At 74.9% G+C, this 17,668-nt stretch carries 18 protein-coding genes and 1 tRNA gene; 12 read left to right on the top strand and 7 right to left on the bottom strand.

The window, feature by feature from the left end:
• Positions 1-71: 71 nt before the first annotated feature.
• The 6 genes from glp (at position 72) to CYQ11_RS12485 (ending at position 4,474) form a co-directional block, all read left to right on the top strand.
• The gene (gene glp / locus CYQ11_RS12510; protein WP_181143841.1) at positions 72-1,322 is read left to right on the top strand and encodes a molybdotransferase-like divisome protein Glp; all 1,251 of its coding nucleotides are present in this window, start codon (positions 72-74) and stop codon (positions 1,320-1,322) included.
• 52 nt (positions 1,323-1,374) lie between these two features.
• Positions 1,375-1,881, top strand: a complete 507-nt coding sequence (moaC, locus tag CYQ11_RS12505; RefSeq protein ID WP_099199553.1) for a cyclic pyranopterin monophosphate synthase MoaC — start codon at positions 1,375-1,377, stop codon at positions 1,879-1,881.
• 32 nt (positions 1,882-1,913) lie between these two features.
• Positions 1,914-2,450: a MogA/MoaB family molybdenum cofactor biosynthesis protein gene (locus tag CYQ11_RS12500; RefSeq protein ID WP_099199724.1), complete on the top strand. Its 537-nt coding sequence runs from the start codon at positions 1,914-1,916 to the stop codon at positions 2,448-2,450.
• The gene (locus tag CYQ11_RS12495; RefSeq protein ID WP_099199554.1) at positions 2,447-3,085 is read left to right on the top strand and encodes a GNAT family N-acetyltransferase; all 639 of its coding nucleotides are present in this window, start codon (positions 2,447-2,449) and stop codon (positions 3,083-3,085) included. Before CYQ11_RS12500 ends, CYQ11_RS12495 begins: the two co-directional genes overlap by 4 nt.
• Before the next feature lie 146 nt (positions 3,086-3,231).
• Positions 3,232-4,305, top strand: coding sequence for a divisome protein SepX/GlpR (gene sepX / locus CYQ11_RS12490; protein ID WP_099199555.1), 1,074 nt, complete (start codon positions 3,232-3,234; stop codon positions 4,303-4,305).
• 95 nt (positions 4,306-4,400) lie between these two features.
• Positions 4,401-4,474, top strand: a tRNA-Ala gene (locus tag CYQ11_RS12485).
• Between the two features lie 64 nt (positions 4,475-4,538).
• Here CYQ11_RS12485 and CYQ11_RS12480 read toward each other — a convergent pair.
• The 5 genes from CYQ11_RS12480 to CYQ11_RS12460 all read right to left on the bottom strand — a co-directional run bounded on the left by CYQ11_RS12480 (position 4,539) and on the right by CYQ11_RS12460 (position 8,508).
• The gene (locus CYQ11_RS12480) at positions 4,539-4,952 is read right to left on the bottom strand and encodes a lasso peptide biosynthesis B2 protein (RefSeq protein ID WP_099199556.1); all 414 of its coding nucleotides are present in this window, start codon (positions 4,950-4,952) and stop codon (positions 4,539-4,541) included.
• Positions 4,949-5,203 (bottom strand): lasso peptide biosynthesis PqqD family chaperone, encoded by a 255-nt coding sequence (locus CYQ11_RS12475; RefSeq protein ID WP_146104681.1) that lies wholly within the window; start codon positions 5,201-5,203, stop codon positions 4,949-4,951. Before CYQ11_RS12475 ends, CYQ11_RS12480 begins: the two co-directional genes overlap by 4 nt.
• A complete protein-coding gene (locus CYQ11_RS12470) occupies positions 5,203-7,035 on the bottom strand; it encodes an asparagine synthase-related protein (protein ID WP_099199558.1) in 1,833 nt (610 codons plus the stop codon). The genes CYQ11_RS12475 and CYQ11_RS12470 overlap by 1 nt, the downstream gene beginning before the upstream one ends.
• A gap of 323 nt (positions 7,036-7,358) precedes the next feature.
• The gene (locus tag CYQ11_RS12465) at positions 7,359-7,490 is read right to left on the bottom strand and encodes a keywimysin-related RiPP (RefSeq protein WP_104650989.1); all 132 of its coding nucleotides are present in this window, start codon (positions 7,488-7,490) and stop codon (positions 7,359-7,361) included.
• A 148-nt stretch (positions 7,491-7,638) separates the two neighbouring features.
• On the bottom strand, positions 7,639-8,508 hold the full coding sequence (locus tag CYQ11_RS12460) for an AraC family transcriptional regulator (RefSeq protein WP_099199725.1): 870 nt from the start codon (positions 8,506-8,508) through the stop codon (positions 7,639-7,641).
• A 91-nt stretch (positions 8,509-8,599) separates the two neighbouring features.
• On the opposite strand from CYQ11_RS12460, the gene CYQ11_RS12455 reads away from it, so the two are divergent.
• Entirely contained in the window at positions 8,600-9,433 is an 834-nt protein-coding gene (locus CYQ11_RS12455; RefSeq protein WP_099199559.1) for an NmrA family NAD(P)-binding protein, read from the top strand.
• A 241-nt stretch (positions 9,434-9,674) separates the two neighbouring features.
• Complete coding sequence (locus CYQ11_RS12450) at positions 9,675-11,174, top strand: hypothetical protein (RefSeq protein ID WP_099199560.1); 1,500 nt, start codon at positions 9,675-9,677, stop codon at positions 11,172-11,174.
• A 56-nt stretch (positions 11,175-11,230) separates the two neighbouring features.
• On the opposite strand, the gene CYQ11_RS12445 is transcribed toward CYQ11_RS12450, so the two are convergent.
• Positions 11,231-13,414, bottom strand: a complete 2,184-nt coding sequence (locus tag CYQ11_RS12445; protein ID WP_099199561.1) for an alpha-N-acetylglucosaminidase — start codon at positions 13,412-13,414, stop codon at positions 11,231-11,233.
• A gap of 285 nt (positions 13,415-13,699) precedes the next feature.
• Between CYQ11_RS12445 and CYQ11_RS12440 the strand changes: the two genes are divergently transcribed.
• From CYQ11_RS12440 to CYQ11_RS12430, 3 genes are all read left to right on the top strand, one after another.
• Positions 13,700-14,218: a hypothetical protein gene (locus tag CYQ11_RS12440; protein WP_146104680.1), complete on the top strand. Its 519-nt coding sequence runs from the start codon at positions 13,700-13,702 to the stop codon at positions 14,216-14,218.
• Positions 14,219-14,394: 176 nt separating this feature from the next.
• Positions 14,395-15,633 (top strand): sensor histidine kinase, encoded by a 1,239-nt coding sequence (locus CYQ11_RS12435; protein ID WP_099199563.1) that lies wholly within the window; start codon positions 14,395-14,397, stop codon positions 15,631-15,633.
• Between the two features lie 37 nt (positions 15,634-15,670).
• Positions 15,671-16,270: a DUF1269 domain-containing protein gene (locus CYQ11_RS12430; protein ID WP_099199564.1), complete on the top strand. Its 600-nt coding sequence runs from the start codon at positions 15,671-15,673 to the stop codon at positions 16,268-16,270.
• A gap of 25 nt (positions 16,271-16,295) precedes the next feature.
• Here the strand turns inward: CYQ11_RS12430 and CYQ11_RS12425 are convergent, their stop codons facing one another.
• Positions 16,296-16,775: a GNAT family N-acetyltransferase gene (locus CYQ11_RS12425; RefSeq protein ID WP_099199565.1), complete on the bottom strand. Its 480-nt coding sequence runs from the start codon at positions 16,773-16,775 to the stop codon at positions 16,296-16,298.
• Positions 16,776-16,842: 67 nt separating this feature from the next.
• Here CYQ11_RS12425 and CYQ11_RS12420 point away from each other — a divergent pair, with 67 nt between their 5' ends.
• The gene (locus tag CYQ11_RS12420) at positions 16,843-17,640 is read left to right on the top strand and encodes an exodeoxyribonuclease III (RefSeq protein WP_099199566.1); all 798 of its coding nucleotides are present in this window, start codon (positions 16,843-16,845) and stop codon (positions 17,638-17,640) included.
• Positions 17,641-17,668 lie beyond the last annotated feature (28 nt).

The raw sequence follows: 17,668 nt of genomic DNA, 5'->3' as shown, positions 1-17,668 counted from the left end.
GGAACGGGCCCGAGGGCCGAGGGAGCCGGGACGGCCGCGCCGGCCGCGACGGTGCGGACCGCGTCTGGTCGGTGGACGAGCACCTGAGGGACGTCCTCGCGACGATCCGCCCCCTGGAGCCGATCGAGCTGCAGCTGCTCGACGCCCAGGGCTGCGTGCTGGTGGAGGACGTCACCGTCCCCGCCGCCCTGCCCCCCTTCGACAACAGCTCCATGGACGGCTATGCCGTCCGGGTCGCCGACGTCCAGGGCGCGAGCGAGGAGTTCCCGGCGGTGCTGACCGTCGTCGGCGACATCGCGGCGGGCAGCGCCGAGCTGCCCCCCGTGGGCCCGGGCGAAGCCGTGCGGATCATGACCGGCGCGCCCCTGCCGCCCGGCGCCGAGGCCGTCGTCCCCGTCGAGTGGACCGACGGCGGCACGGGCGGCGGTCCCGCCACCGCCATGACCGCCCGGCGCGAGCCCCTCGGCGAGGTCCGCGTGCACCGCCCTGCCACGGCCCGCGCCCACGTCCGCGCCCGCGGCAGCGACGTGGGCGCCGGAGAGATCGCCCTGAGCGCCGGCACGGTCCTCGGCCCCCCGCAGATCGGCCTGCTGGCCGCCGTGGGGCGCGCCACCGTGACCGTCCGGCCGCGCCCGCGCGTGGTCGTCCTGTCGACCGGCAGCGAGCTGGTCCCGCCCGGCGAGGGCCTGGCGGCCGGGCAGATCCACGACTCCAACAGCTTCATGCTCACCGCCTGCGCCCGTGACGCGGGGGCCATCGCCTACCGCGTCGGCGCCGTCGGCGACGACCCCGCCACGCTGCGGGCCACCCTGGAGGACCAGCTCATCCGCGCCGACGCCGTCGTCACCAGCGGCGGCGTCAGCGTCGGCGCCTACGACGTGGTCAAGGAGGCCCTCTCCGGCCTCCCCGCCGACGAGGGCAGCGTCGACTTCCGCAGGCTGGCCATGCAGCCCGGCAAGCCGCAGGGCTTCGGCCGCATCGGTCCCGACCGCACACCGCTGTTCGCCCTGCCGGGCAATCCCGTGAGCTCCTACGTCTCCTTCGAACTCTTCGTCCGCCCCGCCGTGCGCGCCCTCATGGGCCTGGCCCCGGCCGACCGGACGACGGTGCGGGCCGTCTGCCCCGAAGGCGTGGGCTCGTCCCCCGAGGGGAAGCGGCAGTACCTGCGCGGGCACTACGCCGACGAGGCCGTCCACACGGTCGGCGGGGCCGGATCGCACCTGGTCAAGGCGCTCGCCCACGCCAACGCACTGATCGTCGTCCCCGAGGACGCCACGTCCGTCGAGGCGGGCGCGGAAGTCGACGTGGTGCTTCTCGACTGACCGCCCGCCGCGGCGGGTACGGTGGCTGCCCACAGGACCCACCGGGAGAACGATGAGCAGCGCCCAGGAGCATCTGACCCATCTCGACGACACGGGTGCGGCCCGCATGGTCGACGTCTCGGCCAAGGAGGTCACCGCCCGCACCGCCCGGGCGAGCGGCCGGGTGCTCGTCTCGCCGCGCGTCGTGGAACTGCTGCGCGGCGAGGGCGTCCCCAAGGGCGACGCCCTGGCCACCGCCCGCATCGCCGGCATCATGGGAGCCAAGCGCACTCCCGACCTGATCCCGCTCTGCCACCCGCTGGCCGTCTCGGGGGTGACGGTGGAGCTGGCGGTCGCCGACGACGCCGTGGAGATCCGCGCCGCCGTGAAGACGACGGACCGCACGGGCGTGGAGATGGAGGCCCTGACGGCCGTCACCGTGGCCGCGCTGACGGTCGTCGACATGGTCAAGGCCGTCGACAAGGCCGCCGTGATCACCGACGTCCGGGTTGAGGAGAAGACGGGCGGGAAGTCCGGCGACTGGGCCCGCCCCGAGGCCGGCGAAGGGGCGGCGGCGTGAGCGCCGGACCCCACGGGCACCCGGCCGCCGGGGTGCCGTTCCCCGGGGACCCGGAGGGGCTCGGCGGGGCCCTCCTCGCCGACGCGCACTCCGCGCTGGTCGTCACCGCCTCCAACCGGGCCGCCGCGGGCGTCTACCCGGACAAGGGCGGCCCACTGCTCGCCGAGGGGCTGGCCGCGATGGGCTTCGCCGTCGACGGGCCCCTGGTCGTGCCCGACGGCGAGCCCGTCGAGCAGGCCCTGCGCGCGGGCGCGGCCGCCGGTTACGACGTCGTCGTCACCACTGGCGGCACGGGCGTCTCGCCCACCGACCGCACCCCCGAGGCCACCCGGGCCGTCCTGGACTACGAGATCCCCGGGATCCCCGAGGCGCTGCGCGCCGAGGGACTGGCCAAGGTCCCCACGGCCGCACTGTCCCGGGGCCTGGCCGGGGTGGCCGGGCGGACGCTGATCGTCAACCTGCCCGGCTCCACGGGTGGGGTCCGCGACGGGCTGGCGGTGCTGGGGCGGCTGCTCGTCCACGCCGTCGAGCAGATCCACGGCGGCGACCACCCGAGAAGTCCCGCATGAACACCTGGCCGGTCGAGCTGACGGACGGCGACGTCGTCCTGCGCCCCATAAGGCTGCGCGACCAGCGGGCGTGGCGCGAGGTCAACCGGCGCAACCGCGACTGGCTGCGCCCCTGGGAGGCGACGATCCCCCCGCCGCCGCCCGGCGCGGCCCCCGCCCAGCGGCCCACCTACCGGCAGATGGTCCGCCACCTGCGGGCCGAGGCCCACGCCGGCCGGATGCTGCCGTTCGTGATCGAGTACCGGGGGCAGCTGGTCGGCCAGCTGACCGTGGCGGGGATCACCTGGGGGTCGATGTGCTCGGCCCACGTCGGCTACTGGGTGGACGAGGCGGTGGCCGGCCGGGGCGTGATGCCCACGGCCGTGGCGATGGTCGTCGACCACTGCTTCCGCACGCTCGGTCTGCACCGCGTCGAGGTGTGCATCCGGCCCGAGAACCTGCCCAGCCGCCGCGTCGTGGAGAAGCTGGGGTTCCGCGAGGAGGGCCTGCGCCCCCGCTACCTGCACATCGACGGCGCCTGGCGGGACCACCTCGTCTACGCGCTGACGGCCGAGGAGGTGCCGGAGGGGCTGCTCGGACGCTGGCACCGGGCGCGGGCGTCCGGAGGGTCGGACCGCCCCCGAGAAATAAAATAGATGTTCGAAATCGACTGTCAATTGACGGTATTCGCTGTCTTCCAGTCTTAACAATCACAAAAAAAGTTCGACTTATCAGCCGGATCGTGCGACACACCGCGCCAATTGGCGGAATCCGCTGTCCGTACCCCTCTACCGTGTGAGGCGTGAGCAGCAGCGGCCTGATCTACGCAGTCATCGTCGGGGCCTGGGCCGCCTACTTGGTGCCGATGTGGCTCCGTAGGCAGGACGAGCTCAATGAAGCCCGTCCGACGGAACGCTTCAGCACGGCCATCCGGTTGTTGTCCGGACGGGCGGGCATGGAGCGCCGTTACGCCAAGGACCTGGAGGGGCGTGGCGCCTCCGCCGAGGCGGCGGTCCCCCCGGACCCCGCCGAGCCGGAGCCCCGCGCCCCGGAGCCGGACGCCCGGACCGAAGCGGTCGACGTCCGGTCCTTCGGCGTGCCCGCGGCCGCGCCGCCCCAGCAGGCCGCGGCGCCGGACCCCGCGCCCGCCCAGGCGTCCCCGGCCTCCCCGTCCGCGCTGACGGCCGCCGAGCGGGCCCGGCGCTCCAAGGTGCTGGCCCGCCGCCGGCGCACCACGGTGCTGCTCTTCCTGGCCTTCTCCCTCGGCGCCGTCGTCGCCGGCGTCGGCGGCCTGGCCTTCCTGTGGGTCCCCGGCGTCCCGGCCGCGCTGCTCAGCGCGTACATCTTCTACCTGCGGATCCAGGAGCGCCGGCGCTTCGCCTTCACCATGGACCAGCGCCGCGCCGAGCTGGCCGCGCAGCGGCTGCGCGAGGGCCGCGGCCGCCCTCACCAGGCGGCGCCGGAGGACGCATCCGCCGCCGCTGACACCGTTGTCCACCACCCCACGCCCGCCGCGGGCCTGTCCCCGCACAGCGCGGGCCGCCGGGCCCTGGTGGAGCAGACCGACCACGCCGAGTGGGTCGACCAGCAGCGCGACCGCGGCACGGGCGAGAGCTGGGAGCCGGTGCCCGTGCCGCTGCCCACGTACGTCTCCGCGCCCGTCGCCCCGCGCGCCACGGGCGGCGCCGACCTCGGCGCCCCGGACACCTGGAGCAGCGCCCGGTCCAGCACCGCCGAGCCGGCCGAGGCCCGCCGCAAGCCCCCCGCGGAGGAGCGCCGCCCGGCCCGCCCCCGGCGCCGCCCCCGCGAGCGCGGCCGCACCCCGCTCTTCGACCAGTACGCCGACGACGAGCGCCCCCGCGCCGCCAACGAGTGACCTGCGGGAGCCGCCCGCCGCGCTGACCAGCGGCGGCGGAGGGGAGCGGATTTCCGGGCAGCCCGATGGGGATGCTAGAGTTTCACTCGTTGCAAGGGCCTGTGGCGCAGTCCGGTAGCGCACCTCGTTCGCATCGAGGGGGTCAGGGGTTCAAATCCCCTCAGGTCCACCGCGCATGAGAAGGTCCCGTCCGATCGTTCAGATCGGGCGGGACCTTTTCGTATGTCCCGGGGTCATCCGCGCGGCGCCCGTCCCGCGGAGACGGTGACGACCGGCCGCATCTGGGCGGTGGACAGGGGCTCGTCCACGGGGCGGCCCTCCGCCTCGACCCAGGCATGGGCCCGGAAGGGAAGCGTCCGGACCCCCGCGTGCCAGGTGGGCCACGAGCCGTGGACCCGGCACAGCAGGGCGGTCGCGATGGACCGGGGCAGGCAGCCCTCTCCCGCGCAGCGCACGCTCACCGCGGTGACCGTGCCGCGGGCCCTGCCGGCCTCGGCGTAGCTCGCCGGCCGGGCGCCGCGGGCGGCGACGGTGAGGACGCTCCTGATGCGGCGCGGGGGCAGCCGCCCGATCAGGTGCCCGGCGGCGACCGCGAGCAGCGGCAGCGGACGGCGCGACAGGGGGAGCCGGCGGCGGGACGCGGTCACGGGGTCACCAGCCCGGTGGCGCGCAACTGCCCCACGATGCGGCCCACGTCGGCGAGCGCCCGCTCCCGGTCGACGTCGTAGCGCTCGGTGAGGGCGTCGGCGGCCTCCTCCTCGCCGCCCCCGCCGAGCAGGGCACCGAGCACGACGGCGCCGCTGCCGTTGACCTGGTAGTAGCGGCCGGTGCGTTCGTCGAGGAGGACCATGCCGTCCTCGACCTCGACGGCCGAGACGTCCTGTCGCAGGTGCGGCATCACGACCGCCCCGCCTTCGCCGGCGCTTGCGCGTGGGCGCGCAGCCACGTCTCCACCGCGAACGTCATCTCCAGGTACGTGATGGGTAGATGGGGCGGATGGAGGACGAGCGCCGCCTGGCGCAGGCCGTCCGCGTCGACCAGTCCCAGGCGGGCCAGGCGGGAGTCGGCGAGGAGTTCGGCGACCTCGGACCGCCGGGCCGCGAGCCCGCTGTGGACCTCCCGGGAGAACTCGCTCTTGTCGCGTCGCGCGAGCACGTCGTCCGGGACGACGCCGCGCATCGCGGCGACCGTGAGGGGTTTGAAGGCGAACGGCGTGGTGCGCTCGTGGAGCCGTACGGCCAGGGCCGCCTCGACGACCCGGTCGTCCAGGAACGGGTAGTGGAAGGGCAGCCCCGCCTCGGCGGTGAAGCGCGCGATCTGCCGGCACATGCGCGTCGACGCGAGGATCAGCGCCAGCGCCATGTTCCGGCCCCGAGTGGGCGCCAGCGGACTCGCCGTCGCGGCGTGGCGGCGCAGCAGGCGCGTCAGACGCTCCCGGGCGTCCGGGGTCACCCAGGGCGGAAGCGTCGGGGGCACGTCCCAGCCCGTCATCGTCGGCCTGCGGTCGCTGACGCGCACCGGGCGGAGGTCGGAGGCGGCGTCGGTGAGCCAACGCCGGTACGACCGCCGGTCGGTGGCGGCCTTCAGCGTCGCGGCGGCCGACCACCGGCACTCGGCCGAGAGGGCGCGCAGGTGGCGCAGGCCGGTCCGCGGACGCGTGCGGAGCGTGTCGTGGACGTAGGAGTCCATCGCCTGGACGACCTGGTCGCCGCCCTCGCCGGTGAGGTGCAGCCGGGAGCCCCTCGCCGCCATCAGCCGCGCCAGTCCCGTGAGCGCGCCCCGCACGCGGGCCCCGAGGGCCGGCTCGTCCGTCCCCTCGCCGGCGGTGAGTAGCCCGGAGTAGAAGGGCGGCAGGCCGCCCGGCTCCAGGAGGACGTGGTCCGCGTCCGGCAGGTGGGAGGCCGCCCGGCGGGCCCAGAGCGCGTCCTCGTGGCCGCCGTCGATGCCCTCCTGGGTGAACGCGACGAGCTCGGCGGGGCCGCGCGCGGCGAGGAAGCAGACGGGGGTGGAGTCCAGGCCCCCGGAGAGGTCGGCGCTCACCACGCCGCCGGCGGCCGTGCGCACCCCCACCGCTTCGGCGAGGGCCTGCGCGAACCCCGGCGCGCCCTCCGCCAGGGAGAGCCGGGGTTCCGGCTCGTGCCACCAGCGCGTGACGCGTGCGCCGCCCCACGGGTCCAGGTGCAGGCGGTGCCCCGGGGGCACGGCCGTCACCTCCCGCCACAGGGGGCGGCCGCCGAGCGGATGGGGGACCGCCGGTTCCAGCAGGCGCAGGAGCAGCGCGTCCTCGTCCAGCGTCCCGCCGACGGCGGTGGCGAGGACGTCCGCCCGGTCGCAGCCGGCCGTGACGCCGGCGACCCGGGCGTGGAAGAGCCGTCGCATGCCGGACGCGGTGCCCCGGGCGCGGACGTGGCCGCCGAGCGAGGACACCAGGTGGAAGCAGCCCGGCACGCCGCTCATGACGCGGTCCAGCTCCTGGGCCGTGCGGGCCCGGCCGATCGCGTCCTTCAGGCGCCCGTCCGGCGGCGTGTGGTCGCCGATCAGGGCGACGCGGCCGCACCCGGCGGTGACCACCGTCATCTCGTCCGGGCTCCACCGGCCGAGGACCCAGGGGCGACCGGAGGGGTGCGGCTCGGTCCGGAGGCCGGGCGTCCGTGACGTGAGGACCCCGGCGGCGGGCGTGGCTTCGGCGGTGTCCGGCAGGACGACGAACCAGCCCTGGCCTTGATTCATGCCCCACCTGTTTCTTCGGTTGTTCCGGCCGGGAAATCGGGGGAACGCGAAGGAAACGGCGTCCCGAATGGTGTGTGGGCCGGGAGCCGGGACCTGACCCGGTATTGCCTCGGCAGACGACGCCGTCGCGTTCGAAGAAGAGGGTCGCGTGGTCGGAGAGAAATCCGGTCGCACCGGCGCTCAATTCGCCGGCTTCGCCCGTCCGCGCATGACCGGGCGACAGGTGGGGGCCCCTTGCGCTATGACGTTCTCTGTCTTTTCCGCACCCGCGCGGACTCGGGTGGTGTCCTGCACCGTACGGCTCAGGACACCACCGAGCTCACTCAACCGGCGAAGTCGTTGCGCTTGAAGAACTGGGCACCGCCGTCGGGGAAGACCCCGAAGAACCCGGTGGTCAGTTCGTCGAATTCGCCGACCTCAACGAGGGCCGGTGCCTGGTACTGGTCCTTTGTCATGAGAGTGCCTTTCTTTTCCCCGCTTCGCGGGACAATTCCGCGAGTTTAAACGTACGTCGGGAAATGGGGCCCCGCCATCGCTCACAAGGGTGAAAGGGGTTTCCCGTGCGAAGCCGCACCATTCCTCAATGGTCTCCGGGAATCGATCTCACGAGGCGGCCGCCATCACCCTGCGGTGTTCCGTGGGGCTCACGCCCCGTACGCGCTTGAAGGCGTTGCTGAAGCCGAAGGCGTCCGCGTAGCCGACCTTGCGCGCCACCGCGCCGACGGTCTCCGCGGATTCCGCCAGCAGGTCCGCCGCCACGTCCATGCGCCATCGCGTGAGGTACGCCAGCGGCGGCTCGCCCAGCAGTTCCGTGAAGCGCGCCGCCATGGTCGTGCGGGACACCCCCGCCTCGGCGGCCAGCGCGGCCAGGGTCCACGGCCGGGCCGGGGACGCGTGCATGGCGCGGAGCACCGGGCCCACCACGCCGTCGCCCAGGGCGAGGTACCACGAGGGCGGGCAGGCCTCGGGGCGGTCGAACCAGTCGCGCAGGGTGCACACCAACAGCCAGTCCAGCAGCCGGTCCAGCACCATCTGCCGGCCCGGACGGCCCGCGCCGAGCTGGGCTTCGAAGTACGCGCGCAGGGGCGCGCAGTCGTGGTCGTCCGGCACGACCGCCACCGGCGGCAGGACGCGCAGCAGCCTCCGGGACACCTCGCCCTGGACCCGGTACGACCCGGCGAGCAGGACGGTCTCCCCGGCGGGGGCGTCCCGCGCCCCGGATCCCGGCCCGGCCGGCTCGTCGGTGAACAGGAACGGCCGGGGGCCGCGGACGATGGCCGCCACGCCCTCGCCGACGAGGTGCGGCGGCCCGTCGTCCTCCGGGACGATCCAGCCCTCGCCGCGCAGCGGGACGCACAGGGTCAGCGCGGCGCCGTCCGCGAAGCGCAGGGCCCGGCGCGGTGACAGCACGGACGTGCGCAGGACGGCTCCATCGGCCCGTACACCGCGCAAGAGGTCGTCGAAGGGGTCCATGGCGCTCACCCTAGGCGTCCTGTACGCACACGCATGAGCGGCGGACGGTCGGCCATGTTCCGCGCGGCCGCGCGCTTGTTGACTCACCGTCATGACTACTGATGCGAAGGACATCCTGGTTCTCGGCGGTACCGGCAAGACCGGGCGCCGGCTGGTGCGCGTGCTGCGGGCGGCGGGGGAGACGGTGCGGGCGGCCTCCCGCTCGGGCGAGGTGCGGTTCGACTGGAACGAGCCGGAGACGTGGCGGCCCGCGCTGGCGGGTGCCTCGGCGGTGTACCTGGTGGCGCCCGACGACCCCGCCCCCGTGGCCGACTTCGTCGCGCTGGCCGTGGCCTCGGGGGTGGGCCGGTTCGTCGCGCTGTCCGGGCGGGGCATCGAGCAGGTCGGTCCGGGTTTCGGGGAGGGCATGGCGGCCGCCGAGCAGGCCGTGCGCGCCTCCGGTGCCGCGTGGACGATCCTGCGCCCGAACAACTTCCACCAGAACTTCGACGAGGACCTGTGGCACGGGCCGCTGAGGGACGGCCGCCTCGCGCTGCCGATCGGCGAGGTGCCCGAGCCGTTCGTGGACGCCGACGACGTCGCCGAGGTGGCGGCCGCGGTGCTCACCGGCGACGACCACGACGGGCAGGTCTACGAGCTCTCCGGACCCCGGGCCCTGACGTTCGCCCAGGCCGTCGAGGTCATCGCCCGGGCCGCCGGGCGGCCGATGCGGTACGAGGAGATCAGCGCGGAGGCCTACGCGGCGCAGCTGCGGGCCGCGGGGACGCCGGAGTCCTTCGTCGTCGCCCTCGGCGCGCTGTTCGCGATGCACCGCGAGGGTCACTCGGCGGAACTGGCCGACGGCGTGCGGCGGGTGCTCGGACGCGAGCCGCGCGACCTCGCCGACTACGCGGCGCGGGCAGCGGCGGCGGGGGCGTGGGATTGATCCATTTTTGAACCACTCCAGGTCCAGGTATGGACCACTGGGTCTTTTGTGATCCAGATCATGTTTCCCGGGCCGGTGAAACGGTTCTGCGGGTATGGGGGGCCATGGCACGATCATGCGGATCGCTACCTCGGGTAATCCCGCGAGGGGCGATCACCCCCCTTCCCGTTGCCGTGTGACGTGTCCTCAGGTGTCAACTCCCCTGGGGCCGCCCCCACCTCACGCTCCCGAGGACCCGACTTTGCGCAATGCCATCCGGTATGCCGTTTTACCTGCTCTGACCGCCGCGTCCCTGCTCGCCGTCACCGGTTGTTCGTCCGGTAGCCCCGCCGCCTCCGGCAAGGGTTCCGACGCCGAGCCGGTCGCCGCCAAGGCCGCCGCCGCGGCCGACGCGGCGCCCCAGCTCGCCGTCGCCCCGGCCCCGGCCGGTGCGGGCGCCCCGAGCGCCGTGGCACACCCGTCCGACGGCTCCGCCGGGAAGGGGCCGAAGGCCGCCAAGTCCGCCCTGAAGGTCGCCTCCTTCGACCAGAAGAGCGGACGGGCCGTCATATCCGGGCCCACGGGCGGCACGGGTGCGGGCGGCGCGCCCAAGAAGGGCAAGGGTCTCGCGGCCCAGCCGTCCCAGTCCCCGGCTCCGTCGGCGCAGACGAACGTCTCCGTCGGCGACGTCATCGCCAGCGCGCCCGCGCCGGGCGCCCCGCAGGGCGTCCTGGCCAAGGTCACCAAGGTGCTCGGCAAGACCGAGCAGGGCACCGAGGTGAACACCGCCCCGGCCACGCTCGACGCGCTGCTCGGCGACTCCGAGGCCAAGGGCAAGGTCCCTGTCGACCCGTCCTCGGTCAAGGTGGAGCCGCTCCTCAAGGGCGTCAACGTCTCCTGGACCAAGCCCGACGGGGTGCACGTGGGCCCGAAGGGCGCCAAGGTGCCGCTGGGCAACCTGCGTCTGGACGTCGGGGCCTCCATCCCCACGCCCGCGAGCTCCCCGGTCAAGGCCGAGGCGTCCGCCACGGGCTTCGTCCAGCTCGCCCCCGAGGTCGACTTCTCGTACGACGGACGGGGCTTCGGCGGCCGCGGTCCCGGCACGGCCTCCCTGGCCCTGTCCGGCGACTGGTCCTCCCAGTGGGAGCTCAAGGCCGAGGCGCTGGCGACCACCGACGCCAAGCCGCTGCGCCTGCCCTTCGCGAAGCTGCACGCCGACCCGGTCATCCAGGTCGGTCCGGTGCCGGTCGTGGTCAACCTCGATCTCACCTGCTACCTCCAGGTCGACGCCGAGGGAAAGCTCAGCGTCGACGTCAAGCAGGACATGAAGGGTGACTTCCGCGTCGGCGGCGCCTACAGCTGGGGCAAGGGCTGGTCGGGCATCAGCCAGGCGAACACCGAGGTCAGCCCCGTGCGGGCCACGGCGTCCGCCTCCGGCAAGGTCAAGGCCGCCCTGGGCGCCGAGGCGTCCGTCGGGCTGTACGGCGCGGTGGGCGTGAGCGCCGACCTCGCCCCGTACCTGCGGGCCGAGGGCGAGGCCAGCGCCACCGCGTCCAGCGACGGCAAGGCCTCCGCGTCCGGCAAGTGGGCGGCGTACGGAGGTGTGGACCTCACCGGTTCGCTCCAGGCACACCTGAAGATCTTCGGTACGCCGGTCTTCGAGCGCCGCATCCCGCTGGACCTCTACCACCGCGAGTGGAAGCTCGCCGGCGGCGAGGGCAGCGTCAGCACCGCGAAGCAGAAGAAGGGCGCGGCCGCCTAAGGCCGCATCTGCAAGGAAGAGCCGGACGGGCGGCGGCCCGTCCGGCTCTCGCGCGTCTACAGCCGCGACGCCACCGTCCGCGCGATCCGCACGACGTCCCCCGAGGGCTTCGTGCGGACGGCGGGCGGCTGGCGGGTCCAGCGCTCCTCCAGGGCGTACCAGTCGATCTGCCGCGGCTTGCGGCCCGCCGCCAGGGACGCGTCCAGTTCGGCGAAGTAGGTCTTCCAGCGCAGCCGGTAGAGCCCGCCGACCAGGCCGGACCACTCGCGGTTGGCGTAGTCGTGCAGCTTGCCGCCGTTGGCCGAGGCCCGGGGCCCCCACACGGTCAGCAGGGACAGGGCGTCGACGGCCAGCCGGTCGCGCTCGGCGGGCGTGGAGCCCCAGGCGCGGGCGTCGGCCAGCCAGCGGCCGAGCAGGTGCCGCTCGTCGGTGGCGACGACCTCCTCCAGCAGGCCCATCCAGTCCAGCCACTGGCGCGTCAGCTCGCCGAGACGGCCTCGGTCCCGCGCGTCGTACGCGGCCTTGATCCGCGGCAGCAGCAGCCGGCTGCGGTTGGCGACCGACTGCCGGGCCACGTCCATCAGGTCGTGGCGGTAGGCGGAACTGCCGCGCAGCGCGGGGGCGACGGCCAGCAGCGCCGGCAGGGCCCTGTCGAACTCGTCCGGGTCGTAGCGCAGCGTGCGGGGCGACCAGGAGCCCGCCCGGTTGACGGCCAGGTCCGGGCGGGCGCCGAAGAGCCCGTCCGCCTGCTCGCCCCAGCCGTCGGCCCGGGTGCAGCCGTAGGCGGTGCGGCGCAGCACCTCCCAGGCTCGTACGGCGTTCGCGTCGGCGCCCCCGTAGCGGTAGCGGGGCCAGTGGCCGAACCAGTCGGCGAGGTCGACGGGCCCATCGGTCCAGGCGAGGTCGCCGAAGAGGGCCAGCGCGGCGGGGTTGTTGTCGGCGGCCTCGGGCATCAGGGCGATGCCGCTGAGGGCACTGCCGTCCTTGGTGCGCCAGCGGTGGTAGAGGTCCGCCCAGTCGCGGGTGTTGGCCCCCATGACGGTGTGGCCGCCGAAGTTCCAGATCGTGCCGAAGGCGTAGGGCGTGCCGTCCCAGTCGGCCTCGCGGTCGGTGACGTTCGGGTAGTGGTCGGGGATGCCGTCCAGGACGAGCATCCGGGACCGGTCGACGGCCTCGACGATCTCCCGCCGGGGGTTCTTCTGCCAGCCGAGGATGGCCCAGGTGGCGGCCGGGTGGGCGGTGCGCAGCGCCTTCTCCACGGCCCGGGCGGCGTCGCCCACGGGCACGTCGCCGGGGGAGCCGCCCTCGTGCAGCAGGTCCATCTTGTACATCGACGTGGGCCCGTACAGCTCCTGCTGCACGCGGTAGAAGGTCCGCGCCACCCGCGTGAAGTGGGGGGTGCGCGGGTCGAGCCAGCCGGGGCGGGGGAAGCCCTGCCAGTCGCCCTGGGCGATGACGCGGGCCCCCTCGTTGCGCCGCTCGAAGTCCGGCGGCACCGTGCCGTAGTAGCCGGGGAACACCGGCGTCATGCCCAGCTCCCGCAGCCGGCGCACGATCCGCTGGGCGAGGGCCACGCGCCGGTCGAGCAGTTCGCGGGAGACGGGGCCGCCGAACGACGCCATGTTCTGCATCAGCCACCACGGCTGGTGGGCCGGTCCGGGAACCCAGCGGCGCACATCCGCGTCGCTGTAACCGTGTTCGATAAAAGTGCGGTGGTAGACGGCGTCGGCGCCCGCGTAGACCAGCACTTCGTTGAAGCCGTGCAGGGCCAGGACGTCGATCTCGCGTTCCCAGTAGTCCCAGCCGTGGTACGGGCCGGTGTAGCCGTCGTTGGTGTCGTTGAGCGCGAAGCGGTGGCGGACGTTGGCGTTGCGCACCAACGGCGCGCGCAGGCCGGGGAGCTTGTCGGGCAGGGCCGTCTGCTCGCCGCACCAGGAGAAGTGGGCGTCGGCGGTCTGTCTGAGGTACCAGTGGAAGCCCGTGAGCTGGACCGCCGGCGTGCTGCCCTCGACGGTGACGCGGCCCTCCTGCCCGGACACCCGGAAGGCGTCGTCGCCGTCCCGGCGGGGCAGCGGGCGGAAGACGACCTGCCGGTGGTGGCGCGGCAGCAGTCGCGCGAGCGCCGCGGCGGCCGCGCCCCCGGGGGCGGCGGGTGCGCCCGCCGCCGGGGCCGCCCCCACCGCGCCGAGCGCGGCGGATCCGGCGAGCGCGCCGAGGAGCGTGCGACGGGCGATGTGCATGAGTGACCTCCACCGTTGCGCTTGCGCTGGGGCGACGTGCCGGCCCGGACCACTGGAGCGCGGTGATCCTACGAGCCGACGACGGATATCGGTCAAGGGCACAGGCGGCGAACCAGCCACGCCGGTTACATTTGGCACGAATGGCCGCATCCCCCCGCCGGCCACCTCCGGCCCGCCCGCCCCGCCCGACCCGACTGTCGGCCCCGACCGGTACGGCGCGTACGATCCGTCAGCCCAGACCGGCCCGACCGGCCCGTCTTCCGTCCCACCGGCATGAGGAACTTCGTGCGACCACTGACCGTGACCCTCGGCGCCGCGGCCCTCATCGTCGGTCTGCTGAACGCGACGCTGTGCGGCTGCGCCGACGCCGGCGGCCTCAAGGTCAGCGGCCCCGGCCTGTCGCCGACGCCCTCGGCGGCCCCGGTCTTCGTCGCGGAGGCCGCCGGCCGGCCGCCGCTGAGCCGCCCCGCCGCGTTCGCCCCGAACGACTCCGTCCGCCTCTTCGACCTGCGCTGGCGCAGCTGGGGCGGCGCGATCGCGGAGGCGACGGGCGCGCTGGCCGGCGCCTGGTGCGAGCCGGGCTGCCGCGACGACCCCCACCCGGTCCGGGTCACCCTCAGCGGTCTGGTGCGGCAGGATCGTTCCGCCTACTACAGCCGGGCGGCGGTCGTCTTCGACACGGGTACGTCTGGGGGGAGTGCCGCCGATCCCCGCCCGCCGGCCGGGATCACACCGAAGAGCCGGAGCGCGCTGGGTGACCTCCGGCTCTTCGTCCCCCAGCAACAGTCCGTGCCGCAGCGTTAGGGGGTGTCCGATGGGTCGGTGCGCGTCCTGCGGTGTCCGGTGCTGGGGGCACCCGGCGGTGGCCGGGGGAGCCCCAGGGCCCGTGCCGCCCCGTCGGACACCCCCTGACGGCACGGCAGGAGCAGCAGCACGGTCCGTTCGTTTTCCGCGTCGGCCGCCGAGGAGACCCTGAACCCATGGGACTGCGTACGAAGATCGGGGTGGCCATCACCGCCACCGCCGCGCTGGTCGCCGTCCTCATCGGGCTCGTCGTCCACCACCGCACGGCGGACACCCAGTTGGACCTCGCCCGGGAGGCGCTGGACCAGCGGCTCGTCACGGCGGCCGAGGACCACGCCGCCGGCGTCCACCGGCCGCGCCTGATCCTCAACCCGGCCCGCCTGCCGGCACCCCTGCGCCAGGCCGTCGACAAGGGCAGACGCGCCACCTACCTGGACCGCTCCGGCCCCGAGCCGACCCTGTGGGCGGCCACCCGGTCCGGCGCCGACACCGTCGTCCTCAAGCATTCCTACGCCCGTCAGGACCGCGAACTCGAGGAGCTGGACCGCATCCTCTGGCTGGCCGGCGGCCTCGGCACCGCCTTCGCCGGGCTCGTCGGCGTCGCCCTGGCGGCCGCCGTCGGCCGGCGGCTGAACGCCTCCGCGCGCATCGCCGAGCGCATCGCCGACGGCGACCTCACCGCCCGGCTCACCCCCCGGGGCGGCAGGGACGAGGTCGCCCGGCTGACCCACGCGGTCAACACCATGGCCGACGCCCTGGCCGCCCGCCTCCAGGCCGAGCGCGAGGTCACCGCCAACATCTCCCACGAGCTGCGCACCCCCGTCGCCGGCCTGGTGGCCGCCGCCGGGCTGCTGCCGCCGGGCCGGCCGGCCGAGATGGTCCGGGAGCGGGCCGGGCGGGTGCACGCCCTCCTGGAGGACGTCCTGGAGGTGGCCCGCCTCGACGGCGACGCCGAGCGGGCCGAGCCGGAGGTCCGCGAGCTGGGCGCCCTGACGCGGCGGGCCGTGCGGGCGGCCCGGGTGCCCGGGCAGCGGCCGGTGGAGGTGCGCGTCCTGCGGGACTGCCTGGTCGAGACCGACGCCCGGCGCGTCGAGCGGATACTGGCCAACCTCGTCACCAACGCCTTCCGGCACGGCGCGGCTCCCGTCGTCGTCGAGGTCGACGGGGGGACCGTACGGGTCCGCGACCGGGGGCCGGGCTTTCCCGAGCCGCTGCTGTCGGGCGGGCCGCAGCGCTTCCGCACGGGCTCGGGTTCCGGCCTCGGCCTGGGTCTGACGATCGCGGCGGGCCAGGCGAAGGTGCTGGGCGCCCGCCTCGCCTTCGCCAACCCCGCCGACGGCGGCGCCGAGGCCACGCTCGACCTCGGCCACGCCGTGCGGGCACCCGGCCCCGAGGGCCCGGAGGGCGGCGACTGACGTGCGGCGGCGGGGAACAGGCCCAAGAGTGGATGCCGTGAACGACAACGTCCTGTTCCTCAATGCCGGCAGTCCCCGCAAGGGCCACCGGGCCCTGGACGCCCTGCGCCGGGCCCACGCCGACGGCGCCGTCACGCTGCGCGAGGGCACGGTGATCGCCCGGGACGCGGAGGGCGCCCTGGACTTCCCCGACGCCGCCGACAACACCGGCACCGCCCCGGCCTTCGCCATGGGCGGCCTCCTCGGCGGCCTCCTGGGCATCCTCGGCGGGCCGCTCGGCGTCCTCGTCGGCTTCGGCGCGGGCGGCCTGATCGGCGGGCTGCACGACGTCCGCCAGGCCACCGCGTCGAACGCGGCCCTGGAGATGCTGGCCGCCGAGGTCCCGCCGGGCAGCACGGTCCTCATGGCCGAGGTCCGCGAGGAGGATCCGGCCGCGGTCGACGAGGCCCTCGCGCCGTTCGGCGAGGTGCGCCGCTACCCGGCCGAACGGGTGCGGGCGGAGGTCGAGGCGGCGATCGCGGCGGGCCGCGGCGACGCGCACGACGCCGGCGGAGCCGGCGCCTCGGGCACGCCCCGGGGCGGCGCCCCGGGCGGCACTTCCGACGCGGCCCCGGGGAGCACTCCGGGCGGCGGGTAGGCCGGCGGCCGGCTCGGCCGGTCCGCTAGCCCAGGGGCTTGCCGAAGCAGCGGCTGCTGTCGTACGCGCGGTAGTGGCCGAACTTCGGCACGACCGGTGCGTAGCCGCTGGAGAGGTAGAGCGTCATGGCCTCCGGCTGCTTGTCGCCCGTCTCCAGCACCATGCGGATCCGCCCCGCCGCGCGGGCGTTGTCCTCCAGCCGCGCCAGGATCAGACGGGCCAGGCCCCGGCCGCGCGCCCGGGGCACCACGTACATCCGCTTGAGCTCCGCGTCCCCGTCGGCGTACCCCTCCGCGCCGCGCTCCATGGCGCGCCAGCCGCCGGTGGCCAGGGGTGTGCCGCCGGCGTCGTACGCGATGAGATACAGGCCACGCGGCGGGGCGAACTGCGCCGGGTCCAGCGGGGTGTCGTCGCCCCCGCCGTACCGCTCGACGTACTCCAACTGCACCTGTTCGCTGAGCTTTACGGCGTCGGGGTGGTCGTAGGCGACCGGCACGATCTCCATGCCGGCGATCGTACGGGCGGACCGGCGGCGGTCGGGAGGGGGCCGGGGAGTCGGTATCGTGCCGGGAATGCCGAACCTGACCGTAACCACTGCGAATGTGAACGGACTGCGCGCCGCGGCCAAGAAGGGCTTCGTGGAGTGGCTGGCGCTGACCGAGGCCGACGTCGTCTGCCTCCAGGAGGTGCGCGCCGAGCCCCACCAGCTCCCCGACGAGGTCCGCGAGCCGGAGGGCTGGCACGTCGTGCACGCCCCGGCGGCGGCCAAGGGCCGCGCCGGCGTCTCGCTCTACTCGCGGCGCGAGCCGGACGCGGTGCGGATCGGGTTCGGCTCGGCGGAGTTCGACGGCAGCGGCCGCTACGCCGAGATCGACCTGCCGGGTGTGACGGTCGCCAGCCTGTACCTGCCCTCGGGCGAGGTCGGCACCGAGCGCCAGGACGAGAAGGAACGCTTCATGGCGGAGTTCCTGCCCTACCTGGTGGGTCTGAAGGCCCGCGCGGCGGCGGAGGGCCGTGAGGTGCTGGTCTGCGGCGACTGGAACATCGCCCACACCGAGGCGGACCTCAAGAACTGGAAGGCCAACCGCAAGAGCGCGGGCTTCCTCCCGGAGGAGCGGGAGTGGCTCAGCAAGGTCTTCGAGGAGTACACGGACGTCGTCCGCGCCCTCCACCCGGGCGTCGAGGGCCCGTACTCCTGGTGGTCCTACCGCGGGCGCGCCTTCGACAACGACTCGGGCTGGCGCATCGACTACCTCGCCGCCACGCAGGGCCTGGCCGGCCGGGCCCTCAAGGCCCACGTGGAGCGCGCCGCCACGCACGCCGAGCGCTGGAGCGACCACGCGCCCGTGACGGCGGTCTTCGGCGCGTAGGCGCGTCTGCGCGCTCAGGCGCGGCGGG

This window comes from Streptomyces cinnamoneus (assembly GCF_002939475.1).
Lineage (GTDB): Bacteria > Actinomycetota > Actinomycetes > Streptomycetales > Streptomycetaceae > Streptomyces > Streptomyces cinnamoneus_A.
Note: the sequence above shows the minus strand (reverse complement) of the source record. Positions and strands in the feature narration are given on the sequence as shown.